The following is a 25,471-nucleotide window of genomic DNA, read 5'->3' on the forward strand; positions in this document are numbered from 1 at the left end:
CCAGAATGGTCCGGCTCACTTCTTCGGCGAAATGTCCCGCTTGAACCACTTGATGGCGAGGCGTGACAACGTTCCGTCGGCGATCGCGGCATTGATCGCGTCGTCGAACTTGGCCTTGAGTTCGGTATCCACGTCCCGCAGGCCGACCGACTGTCCGCCACCCAGCGGACCGCCGGTGAACTCGGTGCCGGCAAACACCACCTGGTCGGCACCGATCTTCTCCAACGTGCGGTCGAGCGCGACGGGCGAGGCCATTACGCCGTCGATGCGGCCGGCCTGGAGGTCGAGATCGTGCTGTTCGGTCGACTTGTATTCGCGGAATTCGACGCCAGGAAACAGTTCGGTCATGATCTGGCCCGCGGTGGTGGAACCCTGGACGCCGATGACGATGCCGTCCATGAAGGGTAGCATCTCCGCGGCGGCGGCCTTTGCCCCCTCCTTGTCCTTGCCCATGTCGATCTGCTTGCCGACCGGCATTTTCGCGAGCGGCGAATCCTTGCGAACGAGGAAGGCGGCCGACCCGGTGCCGTAGTTGCGCGAGAAGGTGATGACCTTTTCACGTTCCTCAGTCTGCAGCATGCCAGCGACGATCGCGTCGAACTTGCCAGCGTTGAGCGACGGGATCAATCCGTCCCAGTCCTGCACGACGATGTCACATTTGACCTTCATGCGCGGGCAAATGTCCTCCAGCATATCGATCTCGTAACCCGCGAGCTTGCCGCCGGCCTCCGTGAAGTTCCAAGGCGCATAGGCGCCCTCCGTCGCGATCGTGATCGTGCGCTCCTCGGCCTGCGCTGCAGATGCTCCCAGGGCGACCCCAAGAGCGATGATTGTTTTACCAAGTGATTTCAACATAATGGCAGCTCCTCCTAGCCTATATTCGAAAATCTTCACCGCTTGCCTCAGGCGGCAACCAGCGCGCCGTCCCGGGCAACCGGAACGCCTTTCCTGTAGACCGCCCGGCGAACCGGGCGGGATGCAACGGCATCGGCCGGCGTCTCTGCCCGCACGAGCACGAAGCTCGCCGCACAGCCGGGCTCCAGGCCGTAGGCGTCGATGTCCATCATTCTCGCGCCGCCGTCGGTGCAGAGCCGGAGCGCCAGTTCGATATGGACGTCGTTGATGAAATCGTTGCGCTGCGAGACGATCGCCGCACGGTCGAGCATGTCGGCGTTGCCGAAAGGCTGCCACGTATCGCGCACGCCATCGGAACCCGAGCAGATGTTGACGCCCATTTCCTTGAGGTCGAGTACCGGCGGGCGCGGGCTTGCCGCTCCGCCCTTGGTCATCAGGTGCACGCCGGCCTCCGCCATCATGCTGCCAAGCCTTGCAAGCGGCTTATCGGCGAGCATGCCGAGACAGAAACCGTGGCTGACCGTTACCCGCTGTGCCATGCCGAGCGCCTTCGTGCGCTCCACGATCAGTTCGATTGCGAAGACGCCGAGCGCATCGGGCTCGTGCAGGTGGATGTCGACCGGTTTGCCGTAGCGTTCCGCAAGGGCGAAGACCGTGTCCAGATGCCCCTTCGGGTCGCGGTCGACACCGGAGGGATCGAGGCCGCCGACGACGTCAGCGCCTTCGCGCATCGCCCGGTCCATCAGTTCCACCGTACCGGGGCGGATCAGCATGCCGCTCTGCGGGAAGGCGACGATCTGGATGTCGACGATATCGCGATAGCGCTCGCGCGAAGCCATCACGCCTTCGAGGCCGGCAAGGCCATATTCCGTGTCGATATCGACGTGGGTGCGAATATGGGTCGTGCCATTGGCGACGGACCGCTCGATCTGGGCCGCTGACTGGCGGGTGGGATCGATGCCGAGCACACGCTTCATGCGACGCTCGTTCTCGATCAGATCGATCAGTTCGAGACCGACATCGTTGCGATACCAGGGCATGCCAACCAGGGTCTTGTCGAGATGGGTGTGGGCATCGACGAGGCCGGGCAACATCAGCAGCCCCTCGCCGTCCACGACCCGCATCGCCTCGAAGCTTCGGGCGCCGTGTACAAAAATCTCGGCAATGCGGCCGTCACGGACGACGACATCTTTCGCCGCCTCGCCGTTCGGTCGCACATTGATGAGAACAAACTCTTCCTGCATCGGTATCTCCAATATTCCGAAAAATCAGCCGAACCGGCTCATGGCGTAGGGCGAAGGGTCGGCGAACGGTGTTTCGCCGGTCATCATCTCCGCAAGGAGCCGGCCGGTGGCCGGGCCGAGTGTCAGCCCGTGGTGATTGTGGCCGAAGGCGAACCACAGGCCCCTGTGGCGCGGCGCCGGGCCAATGATGGGGCGCATGTCCGGCAGGCAAGGCCGCGCGCCCATCCACGGCGTCGCCTCGACACGCCGGCCAAGCGGAAAGATCGTGCGGGCATGTGGCTCCGTCTGGTCGATCTGGACGGGCGTCGGCGCTTCGTCTCTTGAGGCAAATTCAATGCCGGTCGTTAGGCGAATTCCCTTGGTCATCGGAGCCAGCAGGTAGCCGCGCTCGGCATCGACGATGGGATGGTTGAGAACGGCTTCGCCTGCCGGCTCGATATGCACATGGTAGCCGCGCTTGACGGCGAGCGGCACGCGATATCCGAGGCGACCGTAGATCGCGTCCGACCATGGGCCGAGGGCCACCACCGCCTCCCGCGCGTGAACGACGCCGGCATTCGCCCGAATGCTCCAGCCGTTCTTGTCCTGGACAAGCGTTGTCGCATCGGCCTCGAGGATCTCGCCGCCCTTGCGCACGAAGAGTCCGGCGTAGTCCTTCACCAGCCCGCCGGGATCGGCGACTGTCGCCGGATCGAGCCAATGCACGGCGCCGGCAAAGCGGCCGGCAAGGTGCGGCTCGCGCGCCGCAAGGTCCTGCGGCCCCAGGAACTCGTAGCGGATTCCGAACTCGTCCAGTGCACGCGCGGCAAGCTTGGCTGCGGCAAACGCCTTTTCCGTGCGATAGGCTTCGATCCAGCCCGAATGGCGAGCCTTGCTGAGGATGCCAGCCTCATCCATCAACTCCCTATGCTCGACGACCGAACGCTCGATCAGTGGCAGCATGTCCACCGCGGCCCGCCGCAGGCGTCGGCTGGAGGACTCGAACCAGAAACGGGCGATCCAGGGCAGCAGTGTCGGCAAAAACGTCCAGCGAAACCGCACGTCGGCAGACCGGTTCGTCGCATACTTCAGAAGCGTCGCAATATCCCGCGGACAGCCATAGGGGATGACGCTCGCCCGCTCGATGAGGCCGGCATTGCCATGGCTCGTCTCCTCGCCGGGTGCGCGACGGTCGACCAGAAGCACGGTTTTTCCCCGCTTTTGCAGGTGAAGCGCTATGGATACGCCGACAATTCCGGCACCAAGGACGAGTACATCTTTTGCTGGGCTGGCGCTCTGAGGCATAGGCTGTAATCCGGATCGACAAGAATGAAATGATTGTTTTCTAACTTTAATTCCAACAATGTCAGCTATATAACACCCCTCGAGGAGCATCGATCGGAGGCCTGCCGTGCTGGAGCATTGTGCACGCGGCGCTATCCGGGAACCGAGCGAACGACGGGAGGCAGACGGCGGGCAAATGCGAAACCAGAACTGGATGGACAACAGCTCGGTGCGCCAGCGGCTCACAAAGGCACTGACGGAAGCGTCGGCCTCGGGCAAAGCGCTGGCAAACTTCATGCTCGCCAATATCAGCGCCCTGCCCTTCGAGACATCGCGCAGCGTCGCCGACAAGGTGGGCGTCAGTGAGCTGACGGTCGGCCGCTTCTGCCGGTCGATCGGCTACGATGGGTTCAAGGAGCTCAAGGAGTCGCTCAAGGACGACATCAGCGACAGTCCCTGGTTGCTCGGTGACCGGCTGCGCGATCTGCAGCAAAAGAGCGCCGCCGACGACACGCTGGCACGCAGCCTGGAGCTCGCAGTTGCCTCCGTGGTGCGCGTCTACGAACATGCCCATACGGATGCGTGGAACCGGGCGGCCAAGCGCATCGCGGAGGCCGACCGGGTGTTTGTTGCCGGTTTCCAGACCGAGCGCGGCCTTGCCGAGGCCTTCGTCCACATGCTGCGGTATCTGCGTGACAACGTGCAGATGGTCGATATTGCCGGCGGTAATTTCGCAGAGGTTCTGCTGACGGAGCCTGCCGGCTGCACGCTGGTGCTGATCGATGCGCGGCGTTACTCCCGCCAGTGCGAACTGCTGGCCGCAAAGGCAGCCGAGCGAGGCATCCCCATCACCATCATCACCGATCTCTATTGCGACTGGGCCGCGAGCTATGGCGACGAAGTCTTCGCCGTACCGACGGACCTCAATCTCTTCTGGGACGCGACCTCCGGCATGTGGACGCTGATGCAGTTGCTGCTCAACAGCGTGTTCGCCCACCGCGGACCTTCGGTCGAGGCGCGATTGAACAGCGTTGCTGACCTCTACGAGAGCTTTGTCGGCTATTCCCGGGGACAGAAGTAGCGGCGTGACCGCGCCCATCGACCTAGCCATGGGACGAGATGAATTTGCGGAAGCGCTCAGAGCGCGGTGCCGTGAAGACTTCGGCCGGATCGCCATCCTCCTCGACCAGCCCCTGGTGCAGGAAGATGACGCGGTTCGAAACATCCCGCGCAAATGCCATTTCGTGGGTGACAACGAGCATGGTGCGCCCCTCGTCAGCCAGACCCCGCATAACCCGCAGGACCTCGCCGACCAATTCGGGATCGAGTGCCGAAGTCGGCTCGTCGAACAGCATCACCTTCGGCTTCATCGCAAGCGCACGGGCGATCGCCGCACGCTGCTGCTGACCACCGGAGAGATGCGCCGGGTAGTAGTCGCGCTTATCGGCAATGCCGACCTTGGCGAGCAGGGCCAGTGCCTCGTCGCGGCATTCGGCCTTCGGCCGCTTCTGCACATGGACCGGCGCCTCCATGAGGTTTTCGAGGATCGTCATGTGGGACCAGAGATTGAAGCTCTGGAACACCATGGCGACATTACTGCACAGGCGGCTTAGCTGTCGGGCATCTGCAGGCTGTCGGCCATGGCGACTGTCCTTCAGCCGGATCGCCTCGCCTTCAATGCGAATCTCGCCCTCGCTCGGCACTTCCAGCATGTTGATGCAGCGCAGCATCGTCGATTTGCCGGAACCGGACGAGCCGAGCACGGAAATGACCTCGCCTTCCCGCGCGTCGAAGGAAATGCCCTTCAGCACTTCGAACGCGCCGAAACTCTTGCGCAGGTTTCGGATGGAGACGGCAGGCGTGGTGGATGCAATATCAAGCATGGTGCAACGCGGCTCCGGAAGCAGGGGACGGGGCGGGGCGCAGGTCGGGCGTCAGCCACCATTCGACGAGCGCGACGAGACGAGTGATGACAAAGTTCAGCGCGAGGTAAAGAAGTCCGGCAACAACGAAGACTTCCAGGGCCCTGTAGGACTGGGAGATGAGCTTGGCGGCAAGGCCGGTGACTTCCAGCATCGTGATGACGGACGCGAGCGAGGTTGCCTTCACCATCAGGATGATCTCGCTGCCATAGGCCGGCAGTGCCTGGCGGAAGGCGATCGGGAAAATGATGCGACGGTAGAGCAGGAGGCCCCACAGCCCGCAGGCACGCGCCGCCTCGACCTGCTGGCGTGGCACGGCCTGCAGGCCGCCGCGCAGGATCTCGGATGCATAGGCCGCCGTGTTGAGGCTCAGGGCGAAGATCGCACACCAGTAAGGCTCACGAAAGAACCCCCACAGCCCCCAGGTCTGTAGCGTAGGCCGGAACTGGCCGAGGCCGTAGTAGATGACGAACATCTGCACGAGGAGCGGCGTGCCGCGAAAAATGAAGACGTAGAACTGCGCCAGCCAGCTGGCGGGACGCCACGACGACAGGCGCATCCACGTCAGCAGTACGGCGAGCACGCCACCGAGCGCAGTCGAAACCAGGGCCAGTTTGAGCGTCAGGGGCACCCCGGACAGGAGCTGCAGCAAAGTTCCCCAAAGGAAGGCGAAATCCATCATGCCCTCCTGACGCCACGCAGCGAGCGCGCTTCCGCCTGGCGGAACAGGTAGGAAGAGACTGCTGTGATCACGAGATAGAGAAAGGCGGCCGTGATATAGAAGTCGAAGGGCCGGCGCGTCGACCCGGCGGCAATCTGCGATTGGCGCAGCAGTTCCACAAGGCCCGTCACGGAAATCAGCGCCGATTCCTTCAGCACGAGCTGCCATGTGTTGCCGAGGCCGGGAATGGCATAACGCAGCACCTGCGGAACGATGATGCGCCGCAGGCGAAGTGCGGTACCCATGCCCACCGAGCGCGCCGCTTCCAGTTCGCCGCGGCTGATCGTGTTGAACGCGCCGCGAAAGACTTCCGCCTGGTAGGCGCCGGAGACAACGCCAATGGCGAGTACACCAGTCAGGTAGGCAGGCATGCCGATGAAGCCGTCTGCACCGAAGAGCTGCCCCACAACACCGAGCGCGGCGCTGCCGCCGAAGTAAAAGAGATAGATGACGAGAAGGTCAGGAATGCCGCGCAGTACGGTCGTGTAACCGTCGCCGAATATGCGCAGCGTCCTGCTGCGGGAGATCTTTGCGCCGGCGACGCCCGCACCGATGACCGAACCGGCTGCAAAGCCGCCGGTGGCGACAGCAAGCGTCATTCCGGTCGCTATCAGGAGCGCGGCGCCCCACCCATCGGGACCAAAGCCGACGAGTTCCAGGAAGGTTGGATCCTGCATCAGACCCCTCCCCGACACATAGGCGCGCGGGCGCCATCGGGGCCAGTTGGCCGCCGTTCCTCTGCCATTGCTGTTCCTCCTCCGGCCCGCACTCCTCGCAGACCCGCACCCATTCGGGCTATGTCAGCTTTATAACGTATACAATTTTCCTGTCAATTAACTGACGATGTAACTCATGGAATTTCGGACTCTGATGGAGAAATCCGCATATAACGAATGGAAAAGCGCATCCATTCGCTATCTCCATGCGGGTCCCAGCGGTGAAGCTCGACGAAGGAGGCGATGATTGCGAACGTTCCTGGCCTCATGATCGAAACAAATCGCATGCATAAATAACGCAATACAGGATACATATTTCAATCAAAACGAAGGTAATGCCGCGACAGGGATGCATCGCCCTGGCCTGTCCGCAGGCCGTAGGCTCCGATCGGAAATGGCGCCTGTTCAGTTGAAAAGTGGCGGCAAGCATCAGCCTTATGCTGGCCTCCTTGAACGACAAAAGCCCCCGGCGTTGTTCACTCGGGGGCATTTTGCGAAGGCGAAATCTGGGCGCGTTTGTTCCGCAAGACCAAAACCCGTCGTGCCTCTTTGCTAAGCCCGTCTGCTGATGAAAAGGGAAAAGACCTCGGACTTAGGTCCGAGGTGGACTGGCAAAGGTCCTAGCTGCATTGCCCATTCGGAAACCAGCCGCCATGCTGTCCAGGCGCCAAAGAGCATCGGACTGCCCTCCGTCCATTGGCGCTAGTGATCCCAGAGCGCTCGCCCCGGTCCCAATCGACCAAGCGCTCTGGGGTCCACCCATCCAAGCAATCCCAGCTCCGAACCTGAGATCGACTTCGTCTCGGCCGGTTCTTCGTACACTCCCCAGCGGAAATGTCGGCCGAAGTGAAACTCCATCCGGAAATCAAGGAACTCATTCCCGACGCCGCCGTGAATGGTATCCAGACGCGCTGTTCGATGTGATGTGCCGTCTTGAGCGCCATCAGACCGCGGCCGACGCCCGCCGGCGCGGCTTGACCGGTTGTAGAAGTCCGTGCGCCAAGAGGGTTGACGGTCAGCAACCCCTAGTGCATCTATTCGCACCATGAGCAACTTGCCCGCACCATCCATGAGGAAAGGCCGCAACCTGCGGACTGCCTTCGTGTGCGTGTGCGGCGGACGAGGTCTTCGCGTCCAGTCGTGATGCCGCGCGTCTATGCGCGCTCGACTGGACGTAAAGCATTCACCTCATCCTTCAATGGCTACCAGGAGAGTAGGCCATGCTCAGCATTCTGAATGTAAATTCGCTCGTGCATTGGGAGGAACGCGAAATCCTCCGGCGCGAAGCGTTCATCCGCCACTTCTCGGAAGAGGTCGGAGCCTTCCTCCGCTCGATCAATCCCGCATGGGACATGCGCCGCGTCGAAGCGCCGACGCTCATCCCCCGCCACATGATCTCCGATGCCTACGAGAACACCGACATCTGGGCTCAGGAAAGGATCGCAGGGACCGAGACAGAGCTCGTCCTCCGACCGGAGACGACACCGTCTACCTACGCCTACATGACCCACCTCCTCGACACCCACTCAGGGGCGAAGCTGCCCCTTTGCGTCTGGCAGGCCGGCCGCTCCTATCGTCGCGAGCAAGAGCAGACCACCGCCCACATGCGCCTGAAGGAATTCTGGCAGATGGAGTTCCAAGCAGCTTTCACCGCCGACACAGGCATGGACTACCACGCGGCATGCCTGGAACCAGTCCGAAGGATGATTGCATCGGTGATCAACCTTCCAACGCGGATCGTTGAATCCGACCGGCTCCCGAGCTATTCGAAGGTTACGATGGATGTCGAGATCGACAATGGCTTCAAATGGATGGAAGTCTGCTCAATCTCACGCAGGACCGACTTTCCGAGAAAATTCGTCTCCCGGTCGAAAGGCGGCGCAACGCGCGAGCACGACGTCCTCGTTCTCGAGATCGCTATCGGCCTCGATCGGTGCCTCCACAATTGGGCGATAGCAGCGGACCAAGCATAGCGGGAAGGCGACAGCGCAAGGTCGTCTCGGTCAAGCACTGAGGCGACCGTCCAAAGCGAGCACGCCAAAAATGCCGTTGGGCGCGAGACCTCATCCCGCCGATCGGAGAAGCGCCGGCGATTGGCCGGGCTCGTCGCCGGCACTGATGCGCCGATAGCTGATCTTACGAGCGAGCCAGCAGCCAATTGTGAGGCCTGCAACCATACCGGCGGCGTTGCGCTCCACTTGGACGGTCCAATCGCCGGGAGGAGCGGCATCCATCGAACGCCTTGTCGTGATGATCCAGATGTCCTCGGCCAGAACATACATGCGTTCCATCGGCCCCGTGCCGAGCATTCCCCTGAAAAGGGCGTGCACGGCACCGTCGCGAGCCTCGATCTCAAGATGAGCCTCTAGCTCGTCCGACCAGTAACACCCCGCAATAGCAAAACCATCGGCCCACTCGATGGGGACCAGGGGACGGGCCGTCACCTGGAGGTTCTCATTTTCGCGCTGCATCACCAGCAGCTCGCCATCCTTTTTCAAGCTGACCGCGTGACCACGGGCGACGCCGTCGGCCGAAACCGTGAGCCGCGCCGCCGACGGCGCGTAGTACAGCTTGACGCCAGTCGTGTCCTGGGCGGTCCGCACGACGAGGCCCTGTTCCTCATCGAGCCAAAGCCCATCCCAATTTTCGGGACGCATGGTGTCGCTGGCAGCGTCGCGACCGAGCGCAGCGCTTAGAAGGGCGGTGGCAGCTGTGAAAGTGCTGGTGTCATGGTTGAACATGACCACGACAGAAAGTCGTTCCTCCGCCGCATGGAGCCGGAAGGAGCTGAAACCCCGCAGGCCCCCGCCATGCCCGGTGATCTTGATGCCTCCGACCGTGTCGCGGCGAAGCCCGTAGCCATAGCTGGCCGGCGATCCGTCTGCGTAGGTGACCGGTACCGACAGACGATTGTAGAGACTGCGGGGGTCATTGCGGGTCGCGTCAATATGCAGTTCCCAGGCCAGCAGATCGTCGAGCGATGCGGCAATACCGGAGTCGCCGAACCAAAAGACACCGTTCTGCGCCGGCAGAAAGCCGACGTCGTCGTTACCCTCATAACCGACCACGCCGTCGAGCGGAAAACGGGTGTCTGCGGCGAGTTCCGCGGTTTTCATACCAGCTGGCGCGAAAATGCGCTCGGCCAGAAGCTCACCGAACGCGCGGCCCGTTCCCCGCTCGATGAGTTCGCCAATCATTCGAAAGTTGGCATTGTTGTAGGAGTAAAGTTTACCCGCCGGGAAATGGCCGGCTTTCGATCGGGCAATGAGCGGAAGCGCCGTTTCGCGGGTGAACTCCGCCTCCGGCTCGGCGCCTTGAAGGACCGTCAACGCCCAATAGTCGCGCAAACCTGACTGGTTGTGGCAGAGCTGCTCCACTGTTGGCAGCGTATCACGGTAGTCGGGAATAAAGTCCCTCACATGGAGGTCGAGCGCGGCCGGATCCTCGAACTGGTCCAACAGCAGCGCGCAGGTGAATTGCTTGGAGAGCGAGCAGATCGGCAAGCGCGTAGCCGCCGTCATCGGCAGCCGCCGGTACATGTCGGCAAATCCCCAGGCATGGCGGGCTATCACCTGCCCATCCTTGACCACCCCGGCGACACCGCCCGGCCCTTTGTATCGGCGCGGCAGGAGTTTGAGCATTCGATCGAGCGCGGCGGCATCAATGGCTGTCATGATGAAGAGATCTGTGTTGGGAACACCATACCGAGCGCATGGTATCAGGAACGAGAGAAAGACCGCCGGGCCGCCGCTTGCAGCCACGGCTCGACGGCGACGGCGCCTGTCATCAGGCCGCGTCAGAGAATACCAGGTGGGTTGAAGGCCCGGCGAGCGTCAGGAACGTTAGCAGATCATCCCGCGAAAGCGCCGCGCATCCCGCCGTAGGCGTGTAGTCCGGACGGGCTATGTGCAGAAAAACGGCACTCCCCGCGCCTGCGACCGGCGGGTCATCGTTGTGGCCCAGAACGACGACGATGTCGTAGAGATCGTCATCCATCCAGAGTTCTTCGTGACTTGCGGTGAAGGGCAGTTTTACCTGGCGATTATAGTCCGGATGCGAGGGGGCGTCACACCAGCCGTCCAAGCGGTCGATGGCACCTGTGCGAAACGGCGATTCCGGTTTGGCGATCCGGTCAGCACGGTAAAGGACTTGGCGGATTGGCCAACGCCCGATCGGGCTCGCGCCGTCTCCCTCGACCTTTTCGCTTGCAGCGCGCATACCGCCGCGGCCAATAGCGCAGCGCCAGTGCTTGTCTCCATAGGAGGCCTGCCAGCCGTCCCCGTTTCGCGATACGATCAAATCCAAGCCCGAACTCCTTCCTTGACGTGAAACACCCCGATCACCGATCCAGGGGAAAATGACATGCGACGGCCCGGCCACCATGGTGTGACAACGCCGGCTCTTCGCTTCTGCAGATCGCCTGGGCGTAGGGGCAGCGCGTATGAAAGCGACATCCTGACGGCAGGTTCATCGGGCTTGGAATGTCGCCGACCAGCATCGGCCTTTCGCGGTTTCTCTGATGCGGATCAGGGCGTGGGACCGCCGAGATCAGAAACATCGTGTATGGATGGCGGGGATTGGAGAAAATCTCTTCGGTCGTTCCGACCTCCACCATCCGCCCGAGGAACATCACTCCCACGCGATCGGCAAACTGGCGCACGACGCTGAGGTCGTGCGTGATAAACAGATAGGTGAGTTTCAGCTGTTCCTGCAGGTCACGCAAGAGATTGAGCACCTGCGCCTGGATCGAGACGTCGAGTGCGGAGACGGCCTCGTCGCAGACAACGAACTCCGGGCTGTTGGCAAGTGCGCGTGCAATGCCGATGCGCTGTCGTTGCCCGCCGCTGAACTGGTGGGGGTAGCGGCGCAGGAGCTGCCGGCGCAGTCCGACCATGTCGAGCAGTTCGCCGCAGCGCTTCTCGATCTCGGCCTCAGTCCCGAACCCGTGCGCGCGCAGTGGTTCCGCCAGTATGTCCTTGATCCGCATGCGGGGGTTAAGCGAAGCGTAGGGATCCTGAAAGACGATCTGCAGCTTCTTGCGCATCGCCCGCATTGCAGCTTCGTCCAGCGTGTGCAGGTCCTGGCCGCGATACCGCACAGTGCCGGCGCTCCGCTCGATCAGACGCAGCATCACGCGGCCGAGCGTTGTCTTGCCACAGCCCGACTCGCCCACCAGTGCGAAGGTCTCCCTTTCGCGAATTTCGAGATCGACGCCGTCCACGGCACGGACCACCCGCTCCGGGCGGAAGAAACCAGAGCCGATGTGGTAGTGCTTGCTCAACCCCTCGGCTGAAATGAGGACTTCGCTCACGCTTTTCCTCCTTGTTTGTCGTGCAGCCAGCAGCGGGCCTGATGCCCGTTGCCCAGATCGGTCAGTTCAGGCGACTTCAGCTTGCAGATCGGCATCGCGTCAGCGCAGCGCGGATGGAATCGACAGCCCGTGGGAAGCTTCGCGAGATTGGGCACCACGCCCGGAATGCTGTTCATGCGCGTGGCCGTGCGCTTTTCCGTTGCCATCGGGATCGAGGCAAGCAGACCTCTGGTATAGGGATGTGAAGGCCGATCGAAGAGGTCGAAAACGTTGGCACGCTCGACGATCTGGCCGGCATACATGACGTTCACCTCGTCGCACATCTCGGCAATGATGCCGAGGTCATGCGTGATCATGACGATCGCTGTACCGACCCTGTCGCGAAGCGCCATCATCAGCCGCAGGATCTGTGCCTGGGTCGTCACGTCGAGCGCCGTCGTCGGCTCGTCAGCAATCAAGAGCTGCGGTTCGCAGATAAGACCCATGGCGATCATCGCCCGCTGCCTGAGACCACCCGACAGCTGATGCGGATAGACGTCCAGCCGTGCAGCAGGCTCCGGAATGCCGACAGTCTCGAACATGCGCAGAACCTTCTCGCGGATGGCGCGCTTGCCAAGATTGGTGTGGATGGCGAGCGGCTCGCCAACCTGCTGGACCATGGTCTTGACCGGGTTCAGCGATGTCATGGGCTCCTGAAACACCATCGCGACTTCCCGGCCGCGCCAGCGGCGCATCTCGTCCCTGTTCAGTCGCGCCAAGTCGGTTCCGTTGAGCATGATGTTGTCGGCGTTCACCGTTCCCGGCGGAGTGGGCACGAGCCCCATCAGCGACAGCGCCGTCATGCTTTTTCCGGAACCGGACTCGCCGACGAGGCCGACGATTTTGCCACGCCCGACGTCGAACGAAACGCCGTCGACGACCCGCACAGGTCCGATCTGTGTTTTGAATTCGGTGCGAAGGTTACGCACGCTCAGCAAGTTAGCCTGATCTGTCATCATCGCGCTCATCAATCTTTCATGTAGGGATCGAGCGCGTCCCGCAGACCGTCGCCAACAAAATTGAATGCCAGCACCGTTATCAGGATCGCCACCCCCGGCATGATGGCAACAAGCGGAGCCGAGAAGATGTACTCCTTACCCTTGGCCACCAGAAGTCCCCAACTCGCCTCCGGCGGCTGGACGCCCACCCCGAGAAAACTGAGGCTCGATTCCCACATGATCGCCTCGGGGATGCTGAGCGAAAACAGCACGATCAGGGTCGGGACGACATTGGGGAAGATGTGACCGCTCATGATCTTCACCTTCCTCGTGCCATTGGCGCGTGCTGCCTCGATGAACTCCTTCTCCTTGACCGCAAGTGTCTGGGCACGCACGACGCGGGCGACACCGGCCCAACCGACGAGGCTCAAGGCGATGAAAATGTTGAAGAGGTTCGCCCCGAGCGTGTACATCACCACCATCGCGAGCAACAATGAGGGGAAAGCAATCATCATATCGGCGAGCCTCATGATGATGAAGTCGATCCGACCGCCGAAGTAGYCGCTGATGATGCCCAAAACAGCTCCGATCATCAAAGAGATGAAGCTCGGGACGATGCCGACGATCAGCGAAATCCGTGCCCCGTAGAGAATACGGGTCAAAAGATCCCGGCCAAAGTTGTCCGTTCCCAGCCAAAACGTGGCGGAGGGCGGCAAGAACTGTTCGTCCATGGCCACGCGATAGGGATCGTGGGGGCTTATGAACGGAATAAAAAGCGCCACGAAGACCAGAAGGCCGACCAGGATCAGTCCGACCATCGCCATGCGGTTCTTCGCAAAAACCCTGATGCCGTCGCGCAGGAAGCTGTCGTTGCCGCCATCGTCGATGACGTCCACGTTGCCCTCAGTGATCTCTGTCATTTCGAGCCTCCCTTCATTTCATTGCGAATGCGGGGGTCGAGGACGGAATAGAGAATATCTGCGACGAGATTGCCCAGGATGACGAGCACGGTGGCGAAAAGCACGGAGCCCTGCAAAAGAGGCATGTCGCGCGCCTGAATGGCACTGACGGAGATGCGGCCCACTCCTGGAATACCGAAGATCGCCTCGGTAATAACGGCGCCGGAAAGAAGCCCCGCGACTTGGATCGCCATGATGGTGACAACCGGGATGAGAGCGTTCTTGAGCGCATGCCGGCGGATGACAAGCAGTTCACGCAGGCCTTTGGCACGCGCTGTGCGAATGTAGTCATGGCGCATCACTTCAAGAAGGCTGGAGCGGGTGAGACGGGCGATCACACCGGCGGAGCTCCAACCAAGAACGATGGCCGGCATGATCACGTACTGGTAGCCGTAGAACCCTGATACGGGCAGCCACTTCAGCTTCAGGGCGAAGACGTACTGCATCAGCAGAGCCGACCAGAAGATCGGCATCGATACACCAACCAGCGAAAAGCCCATGAAGAGGTGGTCGACGAGGGAATCGCGCCGCACCGCCGACAAAACACCCACGGGGATACCGATCACCCACGAAACGAGCGCCGCGCAGATGGTGAGAATGAGGGTGTTGGGGAAGGCGTTCAGGATCAGCGTCGTCACGTCTCGATTGAGCTTGATCGAAACACCGAGATCGCCCTGGAGGGCAGCAAAGAGGAACCGGAAGTACCGCGTGAGGAGCGGATCATCGAGGTGCATCTGGGCCCGGACGCGCGCGATAACGTCTGCGCTCGCATGCTCCTTCATCAAGAGCGCGATGGGGTCGCCGGGAATCACGTTGAGCATGATGAAAAGCAGCGCCGTGATGCCGATCAGAACAGGGATCGAGATCGCGATACGCTTTATCACGAAGGTCAGCATCGAAAGAAATCTTTCACTCAGCCTCGCCGCACCGCAGGCGCAGGGAGGTTGGTCCTACAAGAAGGGGAAACGAGTGTGCGGGCGTTGGGTTACCAACGCCCGCCAGTAGAAACGTCTTATTCGACTTCCATCTTGTAGTAGCTCATATCGCTCCAACCGTTCCACGGCACCACGAAGTTCTTCACCCGCGGCTGGACCACATAGGCATGGTCGAGGCTGAACATCGGTACCCAGGCGGCATCTTCCTGCACGATCCGGTCGGTCATCTTCTGATAGAGCGCGCAACGCTCCTCGGCATTGGTCATCGAGCGCGCTTTGTCGAGTGCTGCGAAGACCTCCTCGTCGTTGTTGTTGTAACCGCGAACTGCCGTGCCGCTCTTGCTGAAGAACGTGTAGAAGAAGTTGTCCGGGTCGTTGAAGTCAGCGGACCAGTTCTGCGTGTAGTTGTCGACCGTGCCAGCCTTGCGGCTGGCGAAGTAGGCCGACTCGTCCATCGTCTTGATCTGCGCGTTGAACCCGGCCTCCTTGATCTGGGCCTGAATGATCTGGTTCATGTCCGACCATTTCGAGGACCAGCTGCTGACCTGTGTGAGGTTGATGTCCACACCATTGGGGTAGCCCGCCTCTGCCAGAAGCTGCTTGGCTTTTGCCGGGTTGTATTCGATCGGTGTGGCAGCGGTGTAGCAGCTGATGCCGCGCGGGATGACGCCGTTCTCGATCGCACCCTTGCCGTAGAAATTCTTCTGGAGAATTTCATCGCGATTGATCGCCATCTGGAACGCCTTGCGGACGCGAACGTCGTCGAAGGGCTTCAGTGCCTGGTTGATGTGGTAGTAGTACATGCCGACGCGAGGGCCTGACCGAACCTGGTCTTTCCACTGATCGCTCCCGATAAAGTAGGGGAGCTGCGTTGGCGCATAATCGATGTCGAAAACATCCAGTTCACCCGATTCAAACAGGAGGCGCAGCGTTTCCGGGTCGGCAACGACCCGGATGATGATTTCGTCGAGCTTCGGACGGCCCTTGAAATACTTTTCGTTGGCTTCGAGGATCTGGTTGTCGTTGAGGTTGTATTCCTTCAGGATGAAGGGGCCGGTGCCGTTGGTCGTCTCAGGTGTCAGTCCATATTGATCGCCGAGCGGCTCGGTGAATTTCCGGTTGTAGATCGAGGCGCCCGGGCTGGCGAGCAGCGCGATAAAGGCTGCGTAGGGTTCCTTCAGGACGATCTTGACAGTGTACTTGTCCACCGCCTGCAATCCGGGAACCGAGGTAGCGGTGCCTTCCAAACGTTCCGCGGCGCCATCGACGAAGTTGAGGATGTCGGTGCTGAGGGCCTTGGTCTTGGGATCAAGCATGCGCCCGAACGTATAAACCACGTCGTCTGCCGTCAGTTCCTCGCCATTGTGGAAAAGCACGCCCTGGCGAAGATGGAATGTGTACGTCTTGCCGTCTTCGGAGACTTCCCAACGCTCGGCGAGGCCGGGCACCAGCTGCGTCTGACCGGGGCCGCTTGTCTCTGCTTCCACGAGGCGATCGTAGACGTTGAGAGGCAGCGTATAGAAATCCTGCGTCATCTGAACGTCGACAGTCTTCGGATCCTCCTGGTAGGCGATCCGAAGTACGTGGTCGGCCGCTAGGCCGCTGGAGGTCAGGGCAAGCGTCACAAGCCCCGTTGCCATCAGAAATTTGACCCTATTGAGCATTTTCGTTCCCTTCTTTTTAGTTCCCCATCCGGGTCGGCGGCCACGACAATCGCGGCGTCCTTTCCCGGCGGTCTCATTGTCGGACCAGTGTCCGGTTCAGCCTGTACTGCGGGCCATCGTCGGCTCGTGCGCGCCCGCCGATGGGCCAGCAACCTGCCATGCCCCCGCTTGCTCAAGCTTCAGCATCTCGTCGATATCCTGCCTATGGCGGACCGTTCTGAAGCGATTTCCTTCGACAAGGACCTCCGCGACGAGATCGCGGGAGTTGTATGTCGATGCCATCGAAGCGCCATAGGCTCCCGCACAGTCAAAGGCGAGCAGATCGCCCGCGTTGAGCGTGCCAAGCCCTTCATAGGATCCGAACTTGTCGGTGCTCTCGCAGATCGGGCCGACGAGGCTGTAGGCGGGAGCCTGTTCACCTGCTTGCGGCGCGCGAAGCGGGAGGATGGGGTGGTGTGCGTCGTAGAGCGCCGGGCGCATCAGATCGTTCATCCCGGCATCAAGAATTCCCATGGGGCCGTTCGCCATGTCTTTCAGATAGAGCAGCTCAGTGACGAGCAACCCCGCCCGCCCCACCAGCCAGCGGCCCGGCTCGACAGTCACCTTGCAGCCGAGATTGCCGACGGTCTCATGGATGATCGCGGCATACTCGGCGATGTCCGGACCAGCTTTTCCATCGTCAGCGATACCGATGCCGCCGCCGAGATCGAGGCGAGGGACAGCCAGGCCTTGGTCGCGCATCGACGTTACAAGGTCAGCCATCGTCGCAAAGGCTTTGCGAAACGGCGTCATATCCTGGATCTGCGATCCGATGTGAACGGCGACGCCAACCAGTTCCAGCTCGGGCCGTGCAGCAGCTTCGGCGTAGATGTTCGCCACATCACCGATCGCGATGCCGAACTTGCTCTCTTTCGTGGCTGTCGTGATCTTTGCGTGTGTCTTGGCATCGATATCGGGATTGACGCGGATCGCGACGGGTGCGCGCTTGCCGAGGGAACGTGCCACCTCGGCGACGGCCGTGATTTCGGCAGGCGACTCCACGTTAATCTGATGGATACCCACCTCGATGGCACGGGCGATTTCAGCACGGGTCTTGCCGACACCGGAGAAGATGATCTTCGATGCCGGCACCCCTGCGGCCAGCGCGCGCTCCAGCTCGCCACCGGAGACAATGTCCATGCCGCAACCGAGGTCGGACAGCAGGCGCAGCACCGAGATGTTGCTGTTTGCCTTGACCGCAAAGCAGATGGAAGCCCCGATAGGGTGGACGGCGGCTGCAAGCTGCGCGTAGGTGGAGCGGATGGCATTCGCGGAGTAGCAATAAAAGGGCGTCGGCACGGCATGTGCGACCGCGCTCAGACAGACGTCCTCGACATGCAGGCTGCCTGCCCGATAGCCGAGCCACTTCCGGTTACCGCCCTGACGGTTCATCGCTTCTGCACGCATGTCATTTGCCCATCACGAATATTAGCATTGCACGTTTAGCGCGATGATTTCAGAGCTTGTGATGAGAGGGAAATAATTGCTTCGGCTGTCTTATTCAGATTTGATATAAAAGCTGGGCGGCATTTTCGGCCCGTATTATGTGGCTCTTTCGAATGGAAATGAGCGAGACTGGACGATGCGGCTCAATCAACGACAACTAGAAATTTTCAACGCCATCATGATCAACAAGAGCATGATCGCGGCTGCAGCGGCGTTGGGAACATCGCAGCCAACGATCAGTCGCGAGCTACGCGAAATGGAGCAGCGGATCGGTTTCGAGCTGTTCCTTCGCTTCGGAAAGCGCCTGACGCCGACAAATCAGGCGCTGCTCTTGCACGAGGTTGTACGCCGTGCCTTCGTTGGCATGGAGGAAATCGGCCGGGCCGCGTCGGCGATCCGGATGCACAATGCCGCAAACTGCCGGGTCGCAACGATCCCCGCCTATGCCGAGGCCATCATCCCGCGGGTGGCACAGCGGCTGTTGAAGCTACGCCCGGCCGTTCATCTTTCTCTGCATTCCCTGGAGGAATTGTCGCTGCAACACGAAATGGCGACGACCGTTTTCGACTTGGGGGTCACAGAGGGACGATTCGAATATCAGGGGGTCGTCTCCCAACGCATCAATGTCGGAGACCTGGTTTGCGTTCTGCCCGTCGGACACTCCCTTTCAGCCAAGAGAATTCTCGAACCGACCGATTTCGAAGATGCGCCGTTCGTTTATTTCTCGCAGGATGATCCGTACCGAAGAAAGCTGGACGACATCTTCTTCGCCGCTGGCGTATCGCGAAGCTATGCCGTCGAAACGACGACGGCAGCAAGCGTGTGCTCGATGGTTTCAGCCGGGGTGGGCGTGTCGATCATCAATCCGTTGACTGCCGCGAACTATGTGGGCAAGGGCGTGGTCTTGAGGCGATTCAGCGTTGGCGTACCCTATTCGCTCGCCGTATGGCGCCCGACGCGCAAGGCGGGGTCAACGGCCGCCGAAAAATTCACTTCGGTTTTGAAAGAGGTTGCCCTCGAGATGCGTGCAACACTTCTGTCCGCAATGGAGGAAGCGCCGCACTTCCCTGCCCTCCCGTTACCGGCCCGTCCGCGCCAATGACCGCAATGTCGACGATGTCGTCCGGTGACGCGGTCGGATCTTCCTCATTCCCGAAAAGCGGTTTTTAGGTTGTCGCCCGACTACCGTTCCAATCCAGCGACAATCTTCGGCGGCATGGAACGTCGCCTGCATCACATCCTCTTCGGCCATCCGAATACGCACCAGATTCCGCGGGCCTTTGCTGCATCCTCCGCCGGCCAATCATCTTAAGGCTGCCTTAAGGCTGCGGCGTGATCGCTCCGCCGACGATGGAAGACGAGGACACAACCACGATGCGGAAAGCAGGCCTTCTGGCACTCATGTGGGTTTTGATTGCTGCAATCCTGCCGGCTCGCGCACTCGAAGCGCCCCTGCCGATGGATGAAGCCTTCGAGCCCATGGTCGTGAGGAAAGATGACGGCCGGCTGACGATCACCTGGAAAATCGCCGACGGCTACTATCTCTACAGGGATTATCTTTCAGCAGTGAGTGGCGACGATCGGCCGCTGGTTCTTCAGACGGAGCCTGGCAAGATCAAGGACGATCCGGGCTTCGGCACGACCGAAGTCTATTACAAGGAGGCCGCGGCTTCCGTTTCCGACGTGCCCAAGACCATTCGCCTAACCTACCAGGGCTGCCAGGATGGAGGGCTGTGCTATCCGCCGACGACCCGGACGATCGATACCGCCGCAATGACCATCAGCAAGCCGGGCGGCGGCGGTTTTGCCTTTACACCGACCAAGGATGCCAGCACGGCCGAAGTGGGCGCCAGTGGCTTCTCCATCGCCGGCGACGGCGGCTCAACGGCAGTCGACCGGCTCATGACCGGCGGCGGGCTTGCCCTGCTTCTTTCCGGCTTTCTCGGTTTCGGCCTGCTGCTTGCCTTTACCCCTTGCGTCTTCCCGATGTACCCGATCGTCGCGGCCATGCTCACCCGTGAGGGAGAAGGGCTGACGGCAAGACGCGGCTTCGTGCTTGCATCCGCCTACGTGTTGGCCCTCGCTTCCGCCTTCGGTCTCCTCGGCATCGCGGCAGCGTGGTCCGGGCAAAACCTGCAGATTGTGCTGCAATCGCCTGTCGCGATCGGCGTGGTCGCAGCACTGTTCGTCCTCCTGGCTCTCTCCAACTTCGGGCTCTTCCAAATCAAGCTGCCGGCAGCGGTCGGCAACGGCCTGAACGGCGGCCCGAAAAAAGGTGGCTCGGTCGGCGCCGCCGCCCTGCTCGGCCTTTCTTCCGCCGTCCTCATCGGCCCCTGCGTGACCGCGCCGCTTGCCGGCGCCCTTCTCTACATTGCCCGGACGGGCGACGTTGCGGTCGGCGCACTCGCCCTCTTCGCCCTCGGCATCGGCAAGGGCATCCCCCTGGTCGTCATGGCGACGATCGGCGGCAGGGCACTGCCGCGCGCCGGCGCGTGGATGGAGAATGTGCGGCACGTCTTCGGCTTCGCCTTCCTGGGAACGGCAATTTGGCTGGCGACGCCGCTGATACCGGAACGCTTCCTCCTCCTGCCCTGGGCGGTACTGGCCCTCGCTTTTGGCATTTACGCGGGCGCTTTCGAAGGGCTGAGGCGCACGCGCGGCTATGGGGTGCTGACACGCTCAGGTGCCGTCCTCTCCCTCCTTTGGGGCAGTCTCCTACTGGTAGGTTTCGGCCTTGGGGCCAGCGATCCGCTCACCCCGCTCAAGGGGGCGGCGGGAATTGGCCAGCAAGCCACTATCCAGAAGTCGGAATTCACAAAGGTCAGCTCTGTCGTCGGGCTCTCCAGCTTCCTCGACACAGCAGCCGCCGACAAGCAAGCCACCCTCGTCTATGTCACCGCGGACTGGTGCGTCACCTGCCGCACGATCGAACGATCCGTTCTGAAGGCGCCCGATGTCGCTGCCAGTCTTGAAGGGGTCCAGTTGGCAAGTCTCGATGTCAGCACCCTCGATGGGGAGAATGGCGCACTGATGCGTTCACTGGCCGTCGTCGGCCCGCCGACCATGATCTTCTTCGACAGCAGCAAGCAGGAGGCGCCCGGGACCCGCCTTGTCGGCGAAATCACACCCGCCGCGCTTGCGGACGCGGCACAGACTGCGAAGGGCGGCGTGCGATGAATGCCGTCGCGATAGGTCCCTTCGCCTTTTCCGCCGATCGATTTTCGGTGATCGCCGGGCTGATCGTCTTCATGCTGGTCGGCTCCCTCCTTGCCGCCCGCGTCGACAACCGGCTCGGAACCTTTACGACAGCTGCGGCGCTTCTCGGAATTGCCGGCGCGCGGGCGGGGCATGTGCTCGTCCATGCCGAGAGCTTCCTGCAGGAGCCATTGCGTGTTCTCGCCATCTGGCAGGGCGGCTTTTCCCCGACAGGCGGCCTCCTCGGCGTTCTCCTCGCGGCCGTGCTGCTCTGGCGAAAGGCACCTAAAGCCACACCTTGGGCGATCCTGCCGCTCGCTGCCGGCTTCTTCGTCTGGGTCGTCGTTACAACCCTCACCGATAGCGGGACTGCACCCCGTGCCCCGGGCACATCCTATGCCGTGCTTGCACGGGACGAGACCCTTGCCATCGCTGACCGCAAGGGCCGCCCGGCGGTTCTCAATCTCTGGGCAAGCTGGTGCCCACCCTGCCGGCGGGAAATGCCGATGATGGCTGAGATGGCCACAAGCAATCCGGAGGTCGACTTTCTCTTCGCCAACCAGGGCGAAAGCCGTGCGGTGATAGGAGCCTATCTGCGCCAAACCGGCGTCGACCTGGAAACCATCCTTGTCGACCCCTTTTCCGACCTATCCCGGCACTATGGCGCGATCGGCCTGCCAGCCACGCTTTTCATCAACCCGGATGGCACGCTCGCCGCCACCCATCTCGGCGAAATCTCCCGCGAGACAATCGCCGAGCGGCTCGCCGCCTTTCCATCTGAGGACAGGAAGCAGACAGAATGACAGCCCCGGTCTTTCCGACTTTCGCCGTTTGCCTGCGCGGCATGATCCTCGCCATCGCCGCCCGCGCCGTCGCTCTCGGCCCCAATCCATTCGCACAAGGAAAAATCTGATGCTCACCCGCAGAACCGTTCTGACCGCCACGGTCGCAACCGCCGCCGCCGTGCTTGTCGGAGGCCGATCATCCTTCGCCCAGCAATTGACCAAGGAGGAGGTATTCTTTGACAAGGACGCGCCCGTCCTCGGCAATCCGAAGGGCGATGTCACCATCGTCGAATTCTTCGACTATCAGTGCCCCTACTGCAAGAAAGCACATCCGACGGTCGAAAAGGTGGTCAAGGCCGACGGCAACGTGCGGCTGGTACTGAAGGACTGGCCGATCTTGGGCGAAGCCTCCGTCTTCGCCGCACAGGCCGTGCTTGGAGCCGCCCAGATCGGCAAATATCGGCCGGCGATGGAGGCTCTGATGAAAACCAAGGCAAGGCTCTCGCACGACGATATCGAAAAGGCCCTGACGGACGCGGGTCTTTCGATGAAGGAGCTAACGGCGGCCGTGAACACGCACAACGCCAAGATTTCCGGGCTGCTCGACCGCAACTACAGTCAGGCCCTCGCCTTCAATTTCGCCGGCACGCCATCCTTCATCATCGGGTCCGCGATCGTTCCAGGCGTTCTGGATGAAGACGGGCTGAAGAACGCCATCGCCAAAGCCCGCGGCTGAAGCACGCGGGCAGCTGCAGCTTGTTGGCAAAATCGATCTTCAGCGGATCGAAGGGTGCCAGACTGAACCGAGGCTCACAGTCGCCACGAGGAGGCCACCCAGCGCGCCGCCGATTACCAGATTGAACGGGAGAGGTCTTTTCATCACGTAACATGGAAGGCTGAAGGCACCTCGATCGTGCCGCAAGAGGCAGGTTTCAGCCTCACATCCCACCAATCAAAAGTCGACCCTTGCCCGGAAGCTGGATGGTATCTTGGCAGCAAGCTCCCTCCAGGCGTGTTCGAACCGAGAGCTTGCGGACTGCCAAGGAGGCATCCCCTTTCTTGCCGTAACACGCGCGAGGACGGGCCCACCTGCTCTTTCAACTGTTACGATCACGCTTTGATGCCCGTCGTTTTCTGCGATCTTGTCCGCAAACGACCTGCCACAGGCCACGGCACGACTGTCGTTGGCGTGAAAAGATCCAACGCAGTCACGGGTAATCCGCCCAAGCAGGTGAACGTGAAACAGGTATCGGTGCATGTTTCTACTCGAACAACGGCATCGCATTCTACTTATTAGCAGCATTTGGCACAGTCTGCGCGTGACAGTTGCGTGACCCGCCCCCTGACGACAAACCAACTGGGTCGGTGTCCGGCTCCCGGGCGCCTCCTGCATGCGCTTGTCGCGGCGATTGCAGCAGGCGTATGCTTCCATGTGAGGGGGTTGGACGCAAACGTCTCAGCTCGTGCGCATTGCAATCCGTTTAGGGCCCGCCGCTTAAATGGCCGAAGAACGCATCCAGCGCCGTCTTGCTGCAATCGTCGTCGCAGACGTCGTTGGTTACTCGCGCTTGATGGAGGAGGACGAGGTCGGGACGCTGGCAATACTAAAAGAGCGCCGGGCGACGATTCTTCAGCCTCTCGTCAGGGCTCATGGCGGCCGCATTGTCAAAGTGATGGGCGACGGAGTCCTCCTCGAGTTCGCAAGCGCGGTCAACGCCTTGTCAGGAACAATCGAATTGCAGCGGAAGATGGCAGATGCCAACGCTTCCCTCCCCGCCGCACGGCGTATCGTCTTGCGCATCGGCATTAATCTCGGCGACGTCGTCATAGACGGCAGCGACCTTTATGGCGACGGCGTCAACATCGCCGCACGGCTACAAGGCCTCGCTGACCCGGGCGCCATCTATGTGTCGGCGGCGATACGAGATCAGGTCAACCGCAAGCTCGTCCTCAACTTTGACGACCTCGGACCAACGTCCCTGAAGAACATCGCGGAACCGGTTCATGTCTACCGCCTCTGCTCGGAATCGGCCCCGAATTGCCGCGAGGGACAATCCGCGCTGCCGCTGCCTGCGAAGCCGTCAATTGCGGTACTGCCTTTCACCAACTTCAGTGGCGATCCCGAACAGGACGTGTTTACGGATGGATTGACGGAAGACCTGATCACCGACCTTTCAAGAAATCCCGGCCTCTTCGTCATCGCTCGGCATTCGACCTTTGCCTACAAGGGAAAATCACCCGACCTTCGATCGGTCGCGCGTGAATTGGGCGTTCGCTATATCCTGGAGGGCAGTGCGCGCCGCGCCGGCGGGCGTGTGCGCATCAACGTGCAGCTTATCGATGCTGCCGGCGGAGATCACCTCTGGGCCGAACGCTTCGACCGAAACCTCGAAGACATCTTCGCCGTTCAGGACGAAGTCGGGGACAAGATCGTCGAGGCCCTCGTGGGACGCTTTGCGCAACCGCCCGCACGGAAACGCCCGAAGAGCCTTGAAGCCTATGATCTTTGTGTGCGCGGGCGAAGCTTGATCTCCGCGTTCAACAGTTCCCCGGAAGCGCTTCGAGAGGCCGAGATCGTATTGAGCCGGGCCATTGCCATCGATTCCGGGTATGCGGAAGCCTTTCGTTGGCTGGCTTTTGTTCACTGGCAATTGTGGGCTCAGGGCATCGAACCCACGGGAACGAACCGGACACGAGCCCTTGAGCTGGCCCGCAAGGCAGTGGCATTGGACGAGAACGACGCCGCCAGTCATTGGTTTATCGGATACTTGCTTGCCTATGAAAAGCGCTGGCCCGAGTCCGATGCCGCGTTCGCTGCCACCTTCAGACTGGAACCGAACAATGCAGATGCGCTCGCCATCCGTTCGGAGCTTGTGGCGTTCGCAGGTGGTGCATCGGAAGCAATCGAACTGGCCCAAAGAGCGCTCCGAATGAACCCGCATCCGCCCGGGTGGTACTATTGGCAGCTTGGGTTCGCCCATTACGCGGCCTGCCAATATGAAGAGGCCGTCAGGATTCTGCGCATGGAGGCGATCTATCGCAGTCCCTCGCGCCGCATACTGGCAGCGAGCCTTGCCCAACTCGGACGCAGAGATGAGGCGATGCGTGAAGCAGCTCTCTTTATGGCGATGGCCCCCAAATTCACCATCGCTCACTGGGCTGCCGCGCAGCCCGCCCGCGACCCGCAGATAGTCCAGCGATTCATCGAAGGCTATCGCATGGCCGGATTGCCGGAATGACTGCACCTTGGGTTTCCTGCTGCTTCGTTAAGGTTGCCGCTGGAAGCATTTGACCGGGCGGGTTTGTAAGCTGCCTCAGCGAGACGAAGGCATTCCGTTTCCTCCAGAACGGCTGCGTAGACATCACATTGCCGAACACCGCCGACGGCAGCGGCGTCGACCACACGGGAAAACGCCACACGCAGTGAACGGAACCATTT

21 protein-coding genes are annotated in these 25,471 nt (G+C 61.3%); 7 read left to right on the forward strand and 14 right to left on the reverse strand.

Features of this window, described 5'->3' with window-relative positions:
• Nucleotides 1-15 precede the first annotated feature (15 nt).
• From AB4Z53_RS30605 to AB4Z53_RS30615, 3 genes are read right to left on the reverse strand one after another with little or no spacing between them, the layout of a single operon-like run.
• On the reverse strand, nucleotides 16-855 hold the full coding sequence (locus AB4Z53_RS30605) for a transporter substrate-binding domain-containing protein (protein WP_441599152.1): 840 nt from the start codon (nucleotides 853-855) through the stop codon (nucleotides 16-18).
• 47 nt (nucleotides 856-902) lie between these two features.
• Entirely contained in the window at nucleotides 903-2,099 is a 1,197-nt protein-coding gene (locus tag AB4Z53_RS30610) for an amidohydrolase family protein (protein ID WP_441599153.1), read from the reverse strand.
• A 24-nt stretch (nucleotides 2,100-2,123) separates the two neighbouring features.
• Complete coding sequence (locus AB4Z53_RS30615) at nucleotides 2,124-3,383, reverse strand: NAD(P)/FAD-dependent oxidoreductase (protein ID WP_441599154.1); 1,260 nt, start codon at nucleotides 3,381-3,383, stop codon at nucleotides 2,124-2,126.
• A 175-nt stretch (nucleotides 3,384-3,558) separates the two neighbouring features.
• Here AB4Z53_RS30615 and AB4Z53_RS30620 point away from each other — a divergent pair, with 175 nt between their 5' ends.
• Nucleotides 3,559-4,443, forward strand: coding sequence for a MurR/RpiR family transcriptional regulator (locus AB4Z53_RS30620; RefSeq protein ID WP_441599155.1), 885 nt, complete (start codon nucleotides 3,559-3,561; stop codon nucleotides 4,441-4,443).
• 22 nt (nucleotides 4,444-4,465) lie between these two features.
• On the opposite strand, the gene AB4Z53_RS30625 is transcribed toward AB4Z53_RS30620, so the two are convergent.
• Genes AB4Z53_RS30625 through AB4Z53_RS30635 form a run of 3 tightly spaced genes read right to left on the reverse strand, consistent with a single transcriptional unit; the run spans nucleotide 4,466 to nucleotide 6,682 of the window.
• Nucleotides 4,466-5,245 carry an ABC transporter ATP-binding protein gene (locus AB4Z53_RS30625; RefSeq protein ID WP_441599156.1) on the reverse strand — a complete coding sequence of 260 codons (780 nt, stop codon included), beginning with the start codon at nucleotides 5,243-5,245 and terminating at the stop codon, nucleotides 4,466-4,468.
• Nucleotides 5,238-5,963, reverse strand: a complete 726-nt coding sequence (locus AB4Z53_RS30630; RefSeq protein WP_441599157.1) for an ABC transporter permease — start codon at nucleotides 5,961-5,963, stop codon at nucleotides 5,238-5,240. Before AB4Z53_RS30630 ends, AB4Z53_RS30625 begins: the two co-directional genes overlap by 8 nt.
• The gene (locus AB4Z53_RS30635; RefSeq protein ID WP_291162363.1) at nucleotides 5,963-6,682 is read right to left on the reverse strand and encodes an ABC transporter permease; all 720 of its coding nucleotides are present in this window, start codon (nucleotides 6,680-6,682) and stop codon (nucleotides 5,963-5,965) included. Before AB4Z53_RS30635 ends, AB4Z53_RS30630 begins: the two co-directional genes overlap by 1 nt.
• 1,259 nt (nucleotides 6,683-7,941) lie before the next feature.
• Here AB4Z53_RS30635 and AB4Z53_RS30640 point away from each other — a divergent pair.
• On the forward strand, nucleotides 7,942-8,694 hold the full coding sequence (locus tag AB4Z53_RS30640; RefSeq protein WP_441599158.1) for an aminoacyl--tRNA ligase-related protein: 753 nt from the start codon (nucleotides 7,942-7,944) through the stop codon (nucleotides 8,692-8,694).
• Nucleotides 8,695-8,784: 90 nt separating this feature from the next.
• Here the strand turns inward: AB4Z53_RS30640 and AB4Z53_RS30645 are convergent, their stop codons facing one another.
• From AB4Z53_RS30645 to lysA, 8 genes are all read right to left on the reverse strand, one after another.
• On the reverse strand, nucleotides 8,785-10,395 hold the full coding sequence (locus tag AB4Z53_RS30645) for a D-aminopeptidase (RefSeq protein ID WP_441599159.1): 1,611 nt from the start codon (nucleotides 10,393-10,395) through the stop codon (nucleotides 8,785-8,787).
• 112 nt (nucleotides 10,396-10,507) lie between these two features.
• A complete protein-coding gene (locus AB4Z53_RS30650; RefSeq protein WP_441599160.1) occupies nucleotides 10,508-11,026 on the reverse strand; it encodes a L,D-transpeptidase family protein in 519 nt (172 codons plus the stop codon).
• A gap of 34 nt (nucleotides 11,027-11,060) precedes the next feature.
• The gene (locus AB4Z53_RS30655; protein WP_113537308.1) at nucleotides 11,061-12,032 is read right to left on the reverse strand and encodes an ABC transporter ATP-binding protein; all 972 of its coding nucleotides are present in this window, start codon (nucleotides 12,030-12,032) and stop codon (nucleotides 11,061-11,063) included.
• A complete protein-coding gene (locus AB4Z53_RS30660) occupies nucleotides 12,029-13,027 on the reverse strand; it encodes an ABC transporter ATP-binding protein (protein WP_441599161.1) in 999 nt (332 codons plus the stop codon). Before AB4Z53_RS30660 ends, AB4Z53_RS30655 begins: the two co-directional genes overlap by 4 nt.
• Before the next feature lie 11 nt (nucleotides 13,028-13,038).
• The gene (locus tag AB4Z53_RS30665; protein ID WP_441599162.1) at nucleotides 13,039-13,929 is read right to left on the reverse strand and encodes an ABC transporter permease; all 891 of its coding nucleotides are present in this window, start codon (nucleotides 13,927-13,929) and stop codon (nucleotides 13,039-13,041) included.
• Nucleotides 13,926-14,864 carry an ABC transporter permease gene (locus AB4Z53_RS30670; RefSeq protein ID WP_113537310.1) on the reverse strand — a complete coding sequence of 313 codons (939 nt, stop codon included), beginning with the start codon at nucleotides 14,862-14,864 and terminating at the stop codon, nucleotides 13,926-13,928. Before AB4Z53_RS30670 ends, AB4Z53_RS30665 begins: the two co-directional genes overlap by 4 nt.
• A 116-nt stretch (nucleotides 14,865-14,980) precedes the next feature.
• Nucleotides 14,981-16,567, reverse strand: a complete 1,587-nt coding sequence (locus tag AB4Z53_RS30675) for an ABC transporter substrate-binding protein (protein WP_113537311.1) — start codon at nucleotides 16,565-16,567, stop codon at nucleotides 14,981-14,983.
• Nucleotides 16,568-16,663: 96 nt separating this feature from the next.
• A complete protein-coding gene (gene lysA / locus AB4Z53_RS30680; protein WP_113537312.1) occupies nucleotides 16,664-18,013 on the reverse strand; it encodes a diaminopimelate decarboxylase in 1,350 nt (449 codons plus the stop codon).
• Nucleotides 18,014-18,188: 175 nt separating this feature from the next.
• Between lysA and AB4Z53_RS30685 the strand changes: the two genes are divergently transcribed.
• The 5 genes from AB4Z53_RS30685 (at nucleotide 18,189) to AB4Z53_RS30705 (ending at nucleotide 25,271) form a co-directional block, all read left to right on the forward strand.
• Nucleotides 18,189-19,154, forward strand: coding sequence for a LysR family transcriptional regulator (locus tag AB4Z53_RS30685; RefSeq protein ID WP_113537313.1), 966 nt, complete (start codon nucleotides 18,189-18,191; stop codon nucleotides 19,152-19,154).
• 272 nt (nucleotides 19,155-19,426) lie between these two features.
• The gene (dsbD, locus tag AB4Z53_RS30690; protein ID WP_441599163.1) at nucleotides 19,427-21,229 is read left to right on the forward strand and encodes a protein-disulfide reductase DsbD; all 1,803 of its coding nucleotides are present in this window, start codon (nucleotides 19,427-19,429) and stop codon (nucleotides 21,227-21,229) included.
• On the forward strand, nucleotides 21,226-22,050 hold the full coding sequence (locus tag AB4Z53_RS30695; protein ID WP_441599164.1) for a prolipoprotein diacylglyceryl transferase family protein: 825 nt from the start codon (nucleotides 21,226-21,228) through the stop codon (nucleotides 22,048-22,050). Before dsbD ends, AB4Z53_RS30695 begins: the two co-directional genes overlap by 4 nt.
• Nucleotides 22,051-22,159: 109 nt before the next feature.
• Nucleotides 22,160-22,768 (forward strand): DsbA family protein, encoded by a 609-nt coding sequence (locus tag AB4Z53_RS30700; protein WP_441599165.1) that lies wholly within the window; start codon nucleotides 22,160-22,162, stop codon nucleotides 22,766-22,768.
• A 763-nt stretch (nucleotides 22,769-23,531) separates the two neighbouring features.
• On the forward strand, nucleotides 23,532-25,271 hold the full coding sequence (locus AB4Z53_RS30705; RefSeq protein WP_441599166.1) for an adenylate/guanylate cyclase domain-containing protein: 1,740 nt from the start codon (nucleotides 23,532-23,534) through the stop codon (nucleotides 25,269-25,271).
• Nucleotides 25,272-25,471 lie beyond the last annotated feature (200 nt).

Origin of the sequence: Ensifer sp. 2TAB8 (assembly GCF_052115125.1) — a bacterium.
Taxonomy (GTDB): Bacteria; Pseudomonadota; Alphaproteobacteria; order Rhizobiales; family Rhizobiaceae; genus Ensifer.

Excerpts from the sequence above, each read along its gene's own strand:
- AB4Z53_RS30605 (WP_441599152.1), bottom strand. The coding sequence starts at position 855 with ATGTTGAAATCACTTGGTAAAACAATCATCGCTCTTGGGGTCGCCCTG.
- AB4Z53_RS30610 (WP_441599153.1), bottom strand. The coding sequence starts at position 2,099 with ATGCAGGAAGAGTTTGTTCTCATCAATGTGCGACCGAACGGCGAGGCG.
- AB4Z53_RS30615 (WP_441599154.1), bottom strand. The coding sequence starts at position 3,383 with ATGCCTCAGAGCGCCAGCCCAGCAAAAGATGTACTCGTCCTTGGTGCC.
- AB4Z53_RS30620 (WP_441599155.1), top strand. The coding sequence starts at position 3,559 with ATGCGAAACCAGAACTGGATGGACAACAGCTCGGTGCGCCAGCGGCTC.
- AB4Z53_RS30625 (WP_441599156.1), bottom strand. The coding sequence starts at position 5,245 with ATGCTTGATATTGCATCCACCACGCCTGCCGTCTCCATCCGAAACCTG.
- AB4Z53_RS30630 (WP_441599157.1), bottom strand. The coding sequence starts at position 5,963 with ATGGATTTCGCCTTCCTTTGGGGAACTTTGCTGCAGCTCCTGTCCGGG.
- AB4Z53_RS30635 (WP_291162363.1), bottom strand. The coding sequence starts at position 6,682 with ATGCAGGATCCAACCTTCCTGGAACTCGTCGGCTTTGGTCCCGATGGG.
- AB4Z53_RS30640 (WP_441599158.1), top strand. The coding sequence starts at position 7,942 with ATGCTCAGCATTCTGAATGTAAATTCGCTCGTGCATTGGGAGGAACGC.
- AB4Z53_RS30645 (WP_441599159.1), bottom strand. The coding sequence starts at position 10,395 with ATGACAGCCATTGATGCCGCCGCGCTCGATCGAATGCTCAAACTCCTG.
- AB4Z53_RS30660 (WP_441599161.1), bottom strand. The coding sequence starts at position 13,027 with ATGACAGATCAGGCTAACTTGCTGAGCGTGCGTAACCTTCGCACCGAA.
- AB4Z53_RS30670 (WP_113537310.1), bottom strand. The coding sequence starts at position 14,864 with ATGCTGACCTTCGTGATAAAGCGTATCGCGATCTCGATCCCTGTTCTG.
- AB4Z53_RS30675 (WP_113537311.1), bottom strand. The coding sequence starts at position 16,567 with ATGCTCAATAGGGTCAAATTTCTGATGGCAACGGGGCTTGTGACGCTT.
- lysA (WP_113537312.1), bottom strand. The coding sequence starts at position 18,013 with ATGCGTGCAGAAGCGATGAACCGTCAGGGCGGTAACCGGAAGTGGCTC.
- AB4Z53_RS30685 (WP_113537313.1), top strand. The coding sequence starts at position 18,189 with ATGCGGCTCAATCAACGACAACTAGAAATTTTCAACGCCATCATGATC.
- dsbD (WP_441599163.1), top strand. The coding sequence starts at position 19,427 with ATGCGGAAAGCAGGCCTTCTGGCACTCATGTGGGTTTTGATTGCTGCA.
- AB4Z53_RS30695 (WP_441599164.1), top strand. The coding sequence starts at position 21,226 with ATGAATGCCGTCGCGATAGGTCCCTTCGCCTTTTCCGCCGATCGATTT.
- AB4Z53_RS30700 (WP_441599165.1), top strand. The coding sequence starts at position 22,160 with ATGCTCACCCGCAGAACCGTTCTGACCGCCACGGTCGCAACCGCCGCC.
- AB4Z53_RS30705 (WP_441599166.1), top strand. The coding sequence starts at position 23,532 with ATGGCCGAAGAACGCATCCAGCGCCGTCTTGCTGCAATCGTCGTCGCA.